General features: G+C 64.5%; 10 protein-coding genes and 1 pseudogene. 7 read left to right on the top strand and 4 right to left on the bottom strand.

Going from position 1 to position 12,913, the window contains the following annotated elements:
* The 3 genes and pseudogenes from EOA23_RS24370 to EOA23_RS24380 all read right to left on the bottom strand — a co-directional run.
* Nucleotides 1-437, bottom strand: a pseudogene (locus EOA23_RS24370) (ABC transporter permease); the annotation flags it as partial.
* Entirely contained in the window at nt 434-1,324 is an 891-nt protein-coding gene (locus tag EOA23_RS24375) for an ABC transporter permease (RefSeq protein ID WP_127306027.1), read from the bottom strand. The gene EOA23_RS24375 and the pseudogene EOA23_RS24370, both read right to left, overlap by 4 nt.
* A 193-nt stretch (nt 1,325-1,517) precedes the next feature.
* Nucleotides 1,518-2,801: an FAD-dependent oxidoreductase gene (locus EOA23_RS24380; protein WP_127306028.1), complete on the bottom strand. Its 1,284-nt coding sequence runs from the start codon at nt 2,799-2,801 to the stop codon at nt 1,518-1,520.
* A gap of 194 nt (nt 2,802-2,995) precedes the next feature.
* Here EOA23_RS24380 and EOA23_RS24385 point away from each other — a divergent pair, with 194 nt between their 5' ends.
* From EOA23_RS24385 to EOA23_RS24405, 5 genes are all read left to right on the top strand, one after another.
* Nucleotides 2,996-4,153, top strand: a complete 1,158-nt coding sequence (locus EOA23_RS24385; protein ID WP_127306029.1) for a fumarylacetoacetate hydrolase family protein — start codon at nt 2,996-2,998, stop codon at nt 4,151-4,153.
* A gap of 271 nt (nt 4,154-4,424) precedes the next feature.
* A complete protein-coding gene (locus tag EOA23_RS24390; RefSeq protein ID WP_127306030.1) occupies nt 4,425-5,357 on the top strand; it encodes a substrate-binding domain-containing protein in 933 nt (310 codons plus the stop codon).
* A gap of 102 nt (nt 5,358-5,459) precedes the next feature.
* Nucleotides 5,460-6,446, top strand: a complete 987-nt coding sequence (locus EOA23_RS24395; RefSeq protein WP_127306031.1) for an ABC transporter permease — start codon at nt 5,460-5,462, stop codon at nt 6,444-6,446.
* Nucleotides 6,447-6,450: 4 nt separating this feature from the next.
* Nucleotides 6,451-7,236 (top strand): ATP-binding cassette domain-containing protein, encoded by a 786-nt coding sequence (locus EOA23_RS24400; RefSeq protein WP_127306032.1) that lies wholly within the window; start codon nt 6,451-6,453, stop codon nt 7,234-7,236.
* Between the two features lie 67 nt (nt 7,237-7,303).
* Nucleotides 7,304-8,326 carry a LacI family DNA-binding transcriptional regulator gene (locus EOA23_RS24405; protein ID WP_127306033.1) on the top strand — a complete coding sequence of 341 codons (1,023 nt, stop codon included), beginning with the start codon at nt 7,304-7,306 and terminating at the stop codon, nt 8,324-8,326.
* 260 nt (nt 8,327-8,586) lie between these two features.
* Here the strand turns inward: EOA23_RS24405 and EOA23_RS24410 are convergent, their stop codons facing one another.
* Nucleotides 8,587-9,168: a TetR/AcrR family transcriptional regulator gene (locus EOA23_RS24410; RefSeq protein ID WP_127306034.1), complete on the bottom strand. Its 582-nt coding sequence runs from the start codon at nt 9,166-9,168 to the stop codon at nt 8,587-8,589.
* 246 nt (nt 9,169-9,414) lie between these two features.
* Between EOA23_RS24410 and EOA23_RS24415 the strand changes: the two genes are divergently transcribed.
* Nucleotides 9,415-9,651 carry a hypothetical protein gene (locus EOA23_RS24415; RefSeq protein ID WP_126064770.1) on the top strand — a complete coding sequence of 79 codons (237 nt, stop codon included), beginning with the start codon at nt 9,415-9,417 and terminating at the stop codon, nt 9,649-9,651.
* The gene (locus EOA23_RS24420; RefSeq protein ID WP_127306035.1) at nt 9,645-12,842 is read left to right on the top strand and encodes a multidrug efflux RND transporter permease subunit; all 3,198 of its coding nucleotides are present in this window, start codon (nt 9,645-9,647) and stop codon (nt 12,840-12,842) included. The genes EOA23_RS24415 and EOA23_RS24420 overlap by 7 nt, the downstream gene beginning before the upstream one ends.
* Nucleotides 12,843-12,913 lie beyond the last annotated feature (71 nt).

Below are 12,913 nucleotides of genomic sequence, written 5' to 3' on the forward strand. Positions count from 1 at the left end.
ACCAGGATGTGGCCCAGCACGATCGAGACGCGCGACGGGCCGAGGCCGATAAGATTGACCAGGATCAGAAGCGAAATGCCGACGATGACGCCGGGGATCAGGATCGGCAGCCGGGCGATGGCGCTGATGGTCGCCGCCAGCGGCGAGCGGCCATACAGATCCATGTAGGAAACGGTGATGCCGCAGAGCGTCGCCCCGCAGGCCGAGACGACGCCGATGACCAGGCTGTTGACCAGGGCGCCGGAGAGCGCTGGATTGCCGTAGAGCGTGCGGTACCAGTCAAGCGTGAAACCCTGCAGCGGAAACGCCGCCTGGATCGAGTTGTTGAAGGAAAACAGCGGGATCAACAGCACTGGCAAATAGAGGAAGACGAGGTAGCCGAGCACGTAAAGGCCGAGCCAGCGGCCATCGCTGTTGGTGTTGCCCCGCGCGCTCATGTGCGGCTGCCGAACCGGCGATCGGCGCCGCGCGCGACGAGCACCACGCACAGGATGACCAGCATGACACAGACAGAGAGCGCGGCGCCGAACGGCCAGTCATTGGCCTTCCCGAACTGCGACTGGATCAGCGTGCCGATCATGGTGCTGGCTGGACCGCCGACCATGGCCGGCGTGACATAGTCGCCGACCGTCGGCACGAAGACGACGAGTGCGGCGGCCAGCACGCCCGGCATGGAATTCGGCAGCACGACGCGGCGGAAGCTGGTGAAGGGCCGCGCGCCGAGATCGGAGGCGGCTTCGAGCAGCGACTTCGGGATCGTGTCCAGCGCCACATAGATCGGCAGGATGGCGAAGGGCGCGTAGGCGTGGGCGAGCGTGACGACCACCGCGGCCGGCGTGTTGAGGAAGGCCAGCGTCGGCTGCGACCAAAGGCCGGTCTCGATAAAGGCGGAATTCAGCACGCCGTTATAGGCGAGCACGATCTTCCAGGCGAAGACGCGCAAGAGATAGCTGGTCCAGAAGGGTAGCGTGACCAGGAAGAGCAAAAGGTTGCGGCGGCGGCCGGCATGGAAGGCGAGGTAATAGGCGACCGGATAGGCGGTAACGACGGTCGCGAGCGTGACCAGGCCGGCAATGACCAGCGAGCGCAGCGTCACCGTCCAGTAGAGCGGATCGGTGGCGACGGTGACGAAGTTCTCCGCCGTCAGGCCGACGCCGAGCAGCGAGCCGTCATTGCCCCGGAAAGCGAGGAAGACCACAAGACCGAGCGCAAAGAGGATCAGGAAGAATGTGACCAGCCCGCCCGGCAGCAGCATGGCGAAGCGGAAGACCGGCGAGATGCGATTTTCCGGCAAGGGCCGTGCTGCAACGACGGTCGACGACATTGAACTGCCCATCGGAATTCTGAAATCGCCTAATGATTTTTCATACTCATGAAACTGTCAAGCTGAATCGCTTGTGCGCTGCACGCTTAAAGCGCGTCGCACTGAAACGGATTCAGGCGACGCGCTTTAAATATTTGTTTGATGCATGTCGTTTTCCCAGAACCGCTGCACACTTCTGGGCGACATGCATTGGTCAGCGCTCGAACGCGTCGAGCATGCGATACCAGGTGATGGCGGTGGCGACGCCGACCTGGCGAAAGGCGTGGAACGGGATCGGCCGGATCGGCGACAGCGGGAAGGGCAATTGCCTGGCATCGCCGCTGGCAAGGTAGTTCGCCATGCGCTTGCCGAGGGCGCTCATCAGGCCGACGCCCCTGCCCTGGCAGCCGACGACGGCAAGCAGGCCCTTTTCCGGTTCATGCAGATGCGGCAGGTGATCCTGCGTCAGCGCCACGCGGCCGAACCAGCGCTTCTCGATGGCGATGCCGGCAAGCGCCGGATAGAGGCGGGTGAGCGCGCGTTCGAGATGCGCCCAGTCCGCGGCGCTCGATGGCAGCGCCATGCGGCCCCGTCCGCCCAGCACCATGCGGCCATCGGGACTCCGGCGGTAGTAGACCAGGATGCGACGGGAATCGGAAACGGCCTGCCCGCCAGGCAGGATGCTGGCGGCAAGTTCCGCCGGCAGCGGCGCGGTGGCGATCTGGAAGGAATGCAGCGGCACGATGGTCTGGGCAAGCCCGGGCAGCAGGCCATCCGTATAGGCATTGGTGGCAAGCACGACCGACCTAGCACGTAACTCGGCTCCGCCTTGCGTCGAGACCCGCCAGACGCCGGCCTCCTTGGCGAGCTTCACCACTCGCTGCTGCTCGGCGATGGCGGCGCCGGCGGCCGAAGCGACGCGGGCCAGTTCGAGCGTATAGGACAGCGGATCCATTATTCCGGCGCGGCGGTCGAGCCAGCCGCCGAAATAGCCCCTGGCGCCGGTCATCGCCGCGATCTCGGCCTGGTCGAGCAGTTCGACGTCGGCGCCGCGCGAGCGCCATTGGCGATCGCGGTTGGCCGCCGCCTTGAGCGCGGTCTCGGTGTGCGCGGCCTGGATCCAGCCATTGCGCGTGAACGGCACGGCCAGCTTCTCGTCGCGGATCACATCGAACACGGCGTCGGCCGTGGAAGCAATGAACGCGACCAGGGCTTCGCCGCGCTCCTTGCCGAAATGCTCGATCAGCCATTCAGGGTCGTATTTAAGGCCGGGAATGACCTGGCCGCCATTGAGACCGGAAGCGCCCTGCCCGATCGTGCCGGCATCCAGAACCTGAACGGAAAGGCCCACGCGCGCGGCATGCAGCGCGGTCGACAGGCCCATGATGCCGCCGCCGACAATGATCGCGTCGAACGCGCCGCCGGCCGAAGGTTCAGACCGGAAGGCCGGCGCCGTTTGGGGTTTCCGCCAGACCGGATCGGAGAAGGCTGCGGGCAAAGATCACCTCGGCGCTCGGAACTTCGTGAAAATTCTATTGGTGATTTCATGAATTTGAAAGAGCGCTCGATAGGCCAGACAAGTCCTGGCTATGTGACAGCACAGCCATGGCCCATAAACCCTGGCATCGACGGGATAGACGTTTGCGCTAAATCCGGGGAAAGTGCCGCGCGACAATCGAGAGGAATGATGCCATGACCGATCCGACCCGCCTGCCTGCCGAAGGACTTTTCGTCGGCCGCGCCAGAACCAGCGCCGCTTCTCATCCGCTGGTGGTGACGGTGCGGGACGGCGAGGTGATCGACATCACCTCGAGCGCGGCGCCGACGGTGCGCGATCTTTGCGAACTAAAGGATCCGGCCGACTACCTGCGTTCGGCCAAGGGCAAGGCGATCGGCGCGCTCGCCGACATCGCGGCAAACAGCTTCGAGGCCAAGCGCGACGCCGCGAAGCCCATCCTGCTTTCGCCCGTCGATCTGCAGGCGATCAAAGCCTCCGGCGTCACCTTCGTGGTCAGCCTGCTCGAGCGCGTCATCGAGGAGCAGGCGCGCGGCTCGGCGGAAAAGGCCGACGCCATCCGCGCCGACATCGCCAGCCTGATCGGCCATGACTTGTCGAAGCTCAAGCCCGGTTCGCCGGAAGCGATGGAAATCAAGGCCAAGCTGATCTCGCGCGGGGCCTGGTCGCAATATCTGGAGGTGGGTATCGGCCCGGACGCCGAGATCTTCACCAAATGCCAGCCGATGGCGTCCGTCGGCTTCGGCGCCGATGTCGGCCTGCACCCCGTCTCCACCTGGAACAATCCCGAACCGGAGATCGCCATGATCGCCGACAGTTCGGGCCGCATTGTCGGCGCCACGCTCGGCAACGACGTCAACCTGCGCGATGTCGAAGGGCGCTCGGCGCTGCTGCTCGGCAAGGCCAAGGACAACAATGCTTCCGCCTCGCTCGGACCGTTCATCCGGCTCTTCGACGAGACCTTCTCGATCGCCGACGTCAAGCGCGCCACGGTGCGGCTCAGCGTTCAGGGCGAGGACGGCTTCTCGCTGGAAGGCTCGAGCTCGATGGCCGAAATCAGCCGTTCGCCGGAAGAGCTGGTCAAGGCGGCGATGGGGCCGCATCACCAGTACCCCGACGGGCTGGCGCTCTATCTCGGCACGATGTTCGTGCCGTCCAAGGATCGCGGCGAGAAGGGCAAGGGCTTCACCCACAAGGTGGGCGACATCGTCACCATCTCATCGGAAAAGCTCGGCGCGCTCACCAATCGCGTGCGGCTGTCGCCGGACTGCCCGCACTGGACCTACGGCGCCAGCCACCTCATGCGCGACCTGGCAAAGGCCAATCTTCTCTAGCGCCCAACCGAGGCGATTTTGTCCAAGCCCCTCGCTCCGAGCGAGCGCTAACGGCACCACCTGCCCGAGAAAATAGCGCCTGAACTGATGCAATCTGATGGGATTGCTGATGGCGTGCGCGCCTCACCCAACATCCATTGGCGACGGAGGCTTGCCACCGCTCGAAAAAGGGAATGCTCTGGGCGTCCCGCTCGGCGCTGGCAGGAGGTGCGGCTCGAGGGGCCGCATCGCGCTTGATGTGTAGGAGAGTTTCAACATGGGAGGAAATCGAATGCTTTCGCGGCTAAGACTGCTCGTGCTTGGCTTGATCGCGCTCGTCGCCATTCCGGCGATGGCTGAGGCCAAGACGTTCTACTGGATTTCGCATGGCGGCCCGGCCGATCCGGTCTGGACCTACTTCCTTGCCGGCGCCAAGCAATGGGCAGGCGACACCGGCAACAAGGTCAACACGTCGTTCCATAATGGCGACGTTGCCTCGCAGCAGGAGGCGATCCGCGCCGCCATTTCGGCCAAGGCCGACGGCATCGTCACCACCAGCCCCGATCCGGGCAGCCTGATCGAGCTCGCCAAGGAAGCGCGCGCGGCCAACATCCCGATCATCAACTTCAACACGCCCGACCCGAAGGCCAACTTCAACGCCTATGTCGGCGGCGATAACGTCACCTTCGGCAAGCACTGGGCGCAGTACCTGGTCGACAAGGGCCTGGTGAAGAAGGGCGACTTCGTCTGGATGCCGGTCGAGATCCCCGGCGCCACCTATGGCGTGCAGGAAGAGGAAGGCATCAAGAGCGTGTTCGGGCCGGCCGGCATCACCTATGAAGTGACCGAAGCGACGCTCGACCAGGCCGAGGTGATCAACCGCATGGTCGACTATCTCACCGCCCACAAGGGCAAGGTGAAGGCGATCATCGGCCTCGGCGACCTCGTCACCGGATCGATCAAGCGCGTGTTCGACCAGGTCGGCGTCAAGCCGGGCGAGATCCCGGTAGTCGGCTGGGGCAACTCGCTCGATACCACGCAGGAAGTGCTGAACGGCTACGTCAACGCCGCGCAGTGGCAGGATCCGCAGGCGACCAGCTATGTGGCGCTGTCGCTCGCCAACATGGCCGCGAGCGGCATCCCTCCGGGCTTCAACGTCATCACCGGCGCGCTCTATGAGAAGGACACCGCCGGCGTCTACGACAAGATCCTGTCCGGCAAATAACCCCTGATCCGAGCGGTCGCGACGGCAACGCCGCGACCGCCTTTTCCTGTCCCGCCGCGCCCGCCCTCACACAGGCAGGCCGGCCCTCACGTCGCGGGTTCAATGGAAAACCGTTCCTTCGTTCAACGCCTGATCGCGCGGCCCGAATTCGGTCCGCTGGTGCTGCTCATCGTCGAGCTCGCCGTGTTCTGGGGCATCAATCCCGACTTCCTGTCGCCGCAGAACATCTCCAACATCCTGGCCTTCACCGTCGAGCTCGGCCTAATCGCGCTGGCGATGACGCTGTTGATGACATCAGGTGAATTCGATCTTTCCGTCGGCTCGCTGTTCGGCTTCTCGCCGGTGCTGATGTGGACGCTCTACAACAGCGGCGTCACCTCGCTGGAGTTGGGCCTGCTGATCGCGCTGGTCGTTGCCGCGCTGATCGGGCTGGTGAATGGCTGGTTCGTCACCCAGCTCAAGATCCCGTCCTTCCTCGTGACGCTCGGCATGCTGCTGGTGGTGCGCGGCACGGCATTGTTCATCACCGACGGCTTCCCGCAGCGGACCTGGAGCGCCGAAGGCAGCTGGCTGGCGAACATCCTGGTCGGCGACTTCTATGTCGGTCCGTTTCGTATCTACGCCTCGCTGTTCTGGTTCATCGGCGCAGCGATCGTGCTTGGCTATGTGCTGACGCAGAGCCGCACCGGCAACTGGATCCAGGCCGCCGGCGGCAATCCCAATGCGGCACGCGCCCGCGGCGTCAACGTCAACCGCGTCAAGGTCGGCCTGTTCGTCCTGTCGGCGGTGATGGCCTCGCTCGCCGGCGTGATCTCGTCGCTGCGCACCTCCGCGGCCAATCCCAACAGCGGCACCGGCTACGAGCTCGAGGTCATCGCCATGGTGGTGATCGGCGGCACGGCGCTGACCGGCGGACGCGGCACCATCATCGGCACGGTGCTCGGCATCCTGATCCTGCGCGTCATGCGCAACGGCATCGTGCTGATCGGGGTGCCGGGGCTCGCCTACAACATCTTCATCGGCGCGATCATCCTCGGCATGATGGCGCTGCATTCGTGGCTCGAACGCCGGCACCAGGCAGGGACTTAAGACGATGGCCGAGCCTCTGATCCGCATGGCAAACATCCGCAAGTCCTACGGGCGCGTGCAGGCGCTGGTGGACGCCAATTTCCACGTCAACGAAAAGGAGATCGTCGGCCTTCTCGGCGACAACGGCGCCGGCAAGTCGACATTGATCAAGGTGCTGTCGGGCGCCGTGCCACTGACCAGCGGCGACATCTTCGTGCGCGGCAAGAAGGTCAATTTCCGCAGCACCAGCGACGCAATCGCTGAGGGCATCGAGACGATCTACCAGGACTCGGCGCTGGTGACGCAGCTGTCGATCGCCCGCAACCTGTTCCTCGGGCGCGAGCCGATCAAGCCGCCGCGCTTCCTCAATCGCATGGACCAGGAGGCGATGAACGCGGTGGCGCGCGACCTTCTGCGGCAAGTCGGCATCACCAAGAGCATCCCGCCGACGACGCCGATCGGCTCGCTGTCGGGCGGCGAACGGCAGGCGGTGGCGATCGCGCGCGCCATGCATTTCGACAGCGATCTCATCATCCTCGACGAACCGACCAACAATCTTGGCGTCGCCGAGACGCAAGGCGTCTTGAGTTTCGTGCGCAGCGCCCGCGACTCCGGTCATTCCTGCATCTTCATCGCGCATAACATCCACCACGTCTTCCAGGTGGTCGACCGCATCGTGGTGATGCGCCGGGGCAAGGTGGTGGCCGACGACATCGATCCGGAGAAGACGACGGTGGCCGAGGTCGAGCGCGTCATCACCGGCATGTCGGACAAGGAAATCCGCGATGCGATTTCAGACGGCCGGGACTAGCATGGCTGATTTCGGCTGACTTTGACTTGGCGTGACAGGGCTGGCATCCCATCCTATGACTGGACCCATGAAAGCCACCGTAGCCGACATCGCCAGGAGCTGCGGCCTGTCCACCGCGACCGTCGACAGGGTGCTGAACAACCGTCCGGGCGCAAGCGCGGCCAACCGGCAGCGCGTGATGGAAGCGGCCAAACAGCTCGGCTATCTGCCGACGCTCGACCAGGTCGTGCTGCCGTCGAAGCCGGCGCATCTCGAATTCTTCCTGCCGATCGGGTCCAACGCCTTCATGGCCGATCTCGCCCACCACATCGAAGATTATGCGGCGCGCCTGCCCCTGGTCGCGTCGTGCCGCATCCACAATCTTGCCGGCATTTCGCCCGGCGCGCTGCAGAGCGCGGTGGAGAATCTGTCGCTCAAGGCCAATGGCGTCGGCGTCATCGCCGTCGATCACCCGCGCACGCGCAACATCCTGCGCGAGCTGGTCGAGGCGGGAATCAGGCTGGTCACGCTGGTCTCGGACGTGCCGGCGGCGCCCCGCTCGGCCTATGTCGGCATCGACAACCGCGTGGCGGGCCGCACAGCGGCGCTGCTGATGGGGCGCTTCCTCGGCGGCCGCACCGGGCATCTGGCGATGTTGGTCGGCTCGCGCTCCTATCGCGGCCATGAGGAGCGCGAGATGGGCTTCCGCTCGGTGCTGAGCGAGGAGTTCCCCAATCTCGCCGTGTCCAGCGCCGTCGAGATCAATGACGAGCCGGACGCCAGCTACCGCGCCACCATCAAGGCGCAGCACGACGAACCGGATCTGCTCGGCATCTACTGCGTCGGCGGCGGACGCTCCGGCGTCGCCAGGGCGTTGCTGGAAGCCAAGCCGCGCAGGAAGCCGGTCTTCATCTGCCACGACCTGACCAAGGAGACACGGCGCTATCTCGTCGATGACCTCGCCGATGTCGTCATCGACCAGAATGCGCGGCTGATCGCCGAACAGTCGGTGATCCGCCTGCTCGGCTCGATCGCCTCCTCGGCCCCCTACCTGACCAAGAAATTCATCGAGCCGCGGCTGATCTTCAAGGAAAACGTGCCGGTGCAGTAGACCGGCAACGGGTGCCGGCGGGCGGCTCTTCGGATTTGTCTGATAATTGATCCCGCAATTCTGCACAGCAGCTATGCACGTTTCGCAATTGCCGAATCGTTGGGCAACTCGTATTTATGAACCTGTCGGATGTCTTCCTCCTCCCAGACACCGGCGCTGAGTGCGGTACACCTCCTCCCGTGCCGTATTCGAAATCAAGCCCGCTGCCACCTCCTCCCGGCAGCGGGCTTTTTCTTAGCGCGCAGTGTCTCCGTAAGCGCTCAGCGCGCCCGGAAGGAGGCGATCAGGCTTTCCGCCATGCGCACGAATTGCGCGCTCGGGCCTTCGGCGCCGACGCTCTGCATCGAGACGCGGGCGCCTTCGAGCAGCAGCGACAGCGTGTCGGCAAGCAGTTCCGCCTGGCCGATGCCGGCATCGCGGCAAAGCGCAACCAGCTTTTCGCGCTGGGCTTCCTTCAACTCCTTGATGACGCGCCTGGCCGGGTGGTCGGTCTCGGTGAGCTCGACGGCGGCATTGGCCATGTCGCAGCCGCGGCTGTCGGCGCTGAGCAGTTCCGAAGCCTTCTGGACCCAGGCATGCAACTGGGCGAGCTTGTCGCGGGGATGCCTAGCCTCGAACTCGTCCCAGATCCTTGAAGCCTTCGCCGCCGTGGCGCGCAGGCATTCCACGACCAGCTCGTCCTTGGACTCGAAATGGCGGTAAAGCGTCATCTTGTTGGTGCCGGCAGCCTCGGTGATGGCGTCGACGCCAACGCCCTTGATGCCGTGCTTGTGGAACATGTCCTGCGCCGTCTCCAGGATTCGATCCCGGGGACGGGAACGCTCCGCGACGCCGTCACTCATGATGATCTCCTTTCGTCGTTTCCAAAAAAACCGTCGCCACCTCTTGACTGGGGTGTTACCGGTCTGTAACTTTTAGATGTTACTTACTGGTAACACCTATATCACTCCCCGTCAAACGACAAGGCCCTCCGATAGCCTGCCAGAGTGAGATAGGACGAAAAAGCAGCCTGTCATGCGGCTTCGGCCGGTGAAAAAGAGAAAGCGGTCCGTGATCAATCGATGCGGACCGAGCAAGGAGCCGCTCCTATGCAAAAGCGCAAAGACCTGACGATCGACGAAGCCATCCGGGATCCGATGATCCGGCTGGTGATGAAGGCTGACGGGGTCGACCCCAAAGCCTTCGAACGGATGCTGCGCTCGCGCGCGGCGGAACAGGCGGACGACGAAGTCCTGCCATCCTTCCTGGCGGATTCCGGCTCCGGCCGGGCCCGGCGCCTGCGCCATTTCGCAAAGCCATTCGGCGAGGTGTGCGCATCATGGTAAACTTCTTCGTCCACCGCCCGATCTTCGCGTCCGCGATCGCCATCATCATGGTGCTCGCCGGCGCGATCGCCTATTTCCTGCTGCCGGTCTCGCAATTCCCCGACATCACGCCGCCGCAGGTCGTGGTCAGCGCCCATTATCCGGGCGCCAGCGCGCAGGTCGTGGCCGACACGGTCACCACGCCGCTCGAGCAGCAGATCAACGGCGTGCAGGGCATGACCTACATGTCGTCGACGAGCTCGAATGACGGCTCGTCCACCATCACCATCACCTTCGACGTCGGCTATCCGCTGAGCACGGCGGCCGTCGACGTGCAGAATCGCGTCAGCCAAGCGGCGTCCTCCCTGCCGGCCATCGTCAACCAGGGCGGTGTGACGATCAAGAAGCAGAACCCCAATTTCGTGCTGATCGTCGACCTCACCTCGCCGGACGGCTCGGTCGATCCGGTGGCGCTGAGCAACCTCGCCTATCTGCAGGTCGTCGATCCGCTGAAGCGCCTGCCGGGCGTGGGCGACGTGCAGATCTTCGGCGAGCGCCGCTATTCGATGCGCGTCTGGCTCGACCCAGATAAGCTCGCCAATCTCGGCATCACCGCCGTCGACGTCCAGAACGCCATCGCCGAGCAGAACGTGCAGGTGGCCGCCGGCAAGATCGGCCAGTCGCCGGCGCCTGCCGGGACCGCCTTCGAGATGCAAGTCAATGCGGTGGGCCGCTTGAGCGACCCGAAGGAATTCGGCGACATCGTCGTGCGCGCCAATTCGGAGAACGGCTCGCTTGTGCGGCTGCGCGACGTCGCCCGCATCGAGCTCGGCGCGCTGCAATATTCGTCATCCGCGTTCTTCGGCAAGGACCCGACGGTGGTTTTGGCCGTCTACCAGATGCCCGGCTCCAACGCCCTCGACCTGCAGCAGCGGGTTAAGGACAAGATGCAGGAGCTGTCACAGCGCTTCCCGAAGGGCGTCCACTACGCCATGCATTACGACACGACGCGCTTCGTGTCGGCCTCGATGCATGACGTGCTGATCACGCTCGGCGAAGCGCTGGTTCTGGTCGTGGCGGTGGTGTTCATCTTCCTGCAGAGCTGGCGCACCACCATCATTCCAACCATCGCCATTCCCGTGTCGCTGATCGCGACGCTGGCGATCATGTATATGCTGGGCTTCTCGCTCAACATGCTCTCGCTGCTCGGCATGGTGCTAGCGATCGGCCTCGTCGTCGACGATGCGATCGTGGTGGTGGAGAATGTCGAGCGACAGCTGGAAGCGGGCTTGAAGCCGCTTGCCGCGACGCGCGCGGCAATGGCCGAAGTGACGGGACCGATCATCGCCACCACGGCGGTGCTGATGGCGGTTTTCATTCCCGTCGCCTTCATCCCGGGCGTCTCCGGCCGGCTCTACAACCAGTTCGCGCTCACCGTCGCGATCTCGGTCGGCATCTCGGCCTTCAACTCGCTGACGCTGTCGCCGGCGCTGAGCGCTGCCTTCCTGCGTCATCGCGGTGAAACGCAATTCGTGCTGTTCCGCTGGTTCAACGCCGGCTTCGACTGGCTGTCGCATGCTTATGCCCATGGCGTGCGCATCCTGATCAAGCTGCGCTGGATCATGCTCGGCCTGTTCGCGGCCGGTCTCGTCGCCACCTATTTCGTCTGGCAGAAATTGCCCTCGACCTTCCTCCCAGTGGAGGACCAGGGCTATTTCTTCGTCGTCATCCAGCTGCCGGACGGCGCTTCGCTCGAACGCACCGACGCGGTGGCGCAGAAGGCGCGCGACATCCTGCAGAACACGCCCGGCGTCGACATCGTCGGCTCGATCAGCGGCCTGAACTTCCTCACCAGCGCCGCGCAGTCGAACTCGGCGGTGGAGTTCGCCATCCTGAAGCCGTGGGACGAGCGCGGACCGGACCAGAGCGCCTCGAAGCTTGTCGCCGATGTGCGCAACAAGCTGCTGCAGATTCCGGAAGCCTTCGCGCTGTCCTTCGATCCACCGTCGATCCCGGGCCTCGGCACCACCGGCGGCTTCGAATTCCAGGTGGAGGATCTGTCGGGACGCGGCAGCGCCGCGCTGAACGATGTCACGCAGGCACTGCTCGCCGAGGCACGCAAGCAGCCGGAGCTCAACCCGCAGCAACTGTTCTCGTCCTTCTCGACCTCGACGCCGCAGTTCAACTACGACCTCGACCGCAGCAAGGCGAAGCTTCTCGGGCTCAACCTGCCTGACGTCTTCAACACGCTGCAGATCTATCTCGGCTCGCTCTACGTCAACGACTTCAACCTGTTCGGCCGCACCTTCCGGGTGACCATCCAGGCCGATAAGGACGCGCGCGCCGACGCCACCGACATCTCCAGGCTCTATGTGCGCAACGCGTCGGGCGGCATGGTGCCGCTGAGCACGCTGGGCAAGCTGGTGCCGATCGTCGGACCAGAGACCGTGCCGCATTACAACAACAATGCCTCGGCCCTGATCAATGGCGGCGCGGCCCTCGGCTTCTCGTCCGGTCAGGCGGTGGCGGCCATGGAGCGGGCGGCGGCAAATGTGCTGCCGCGCGACTTCGGCTACGAATGGACCGGCATCACCTTCCAGGAGCTGAAGGCCGGATCGATCGCCTCGGTCGTGTTCGGGCTGGCGATCGTCTTCGTCTTCCTGATCCTGGCGGCGCAGTATGAAAGCTGGGCGATGCCCTTCATGGTGCTGCTCGCCGTGCCGCTGGCTCTGTTCGGCGCGTTCGTGGTGCTCCTGCTGCGCGGCATGCAGATCGACGTCTACTCGCAGATCGGCTTCGTCATGCTGATCGGCCTGGCGGCCAAGAACGCGATCCTGATCGTCGAGTTCGCAAGGCGACGGCGCGAGGAGGGTCTCACCATCGTAGAGGCCTCGATGGAGGCCGCGCGGCTGAGGCTGCGGCCGATCCTGATGACCGCCTTCGCCTTCATCCTCGGCGTGCTGCCGCTGATGTTCGCGACCGGCGCAGGCGCGGCCAGCCGGCAGTCGATCGGCACCACCGTCTTCGGCGGCATGGTGGCGGCGACCATCCTGTCGCTGGTCTTCGTGCCCGTCTTCTACGCGGTGATCGAACAGCTGCGCGAGCGCGGCGAAAAGGAACCCGCCGAGGGACACCACGGCGCCCCTGAGTCAAAGGAAATTGAACCGACCGCCGAGCCGGCGCTGCAGCCGCTCGCCCAGGCGGCCGAATAGGATTGGAGAGCAAAATGCGTAGATGGAAAATCGCTTTAGGCGCCGCCGTCGCGGTGGGCGCAGTGTCGGTT

The sequence above is a fragment of the Mesorhizobium sp. M2A.F.Ca.ET.042.01.1.1 genome (assembly GCF_003997405.1).
Taxonomy (GTDB): domain Bacteria; phylum Pseudomonadota; class Alphaproteobacteria; order Rhizobiales; family Rhizobiaceae; genus Mesorhizobium.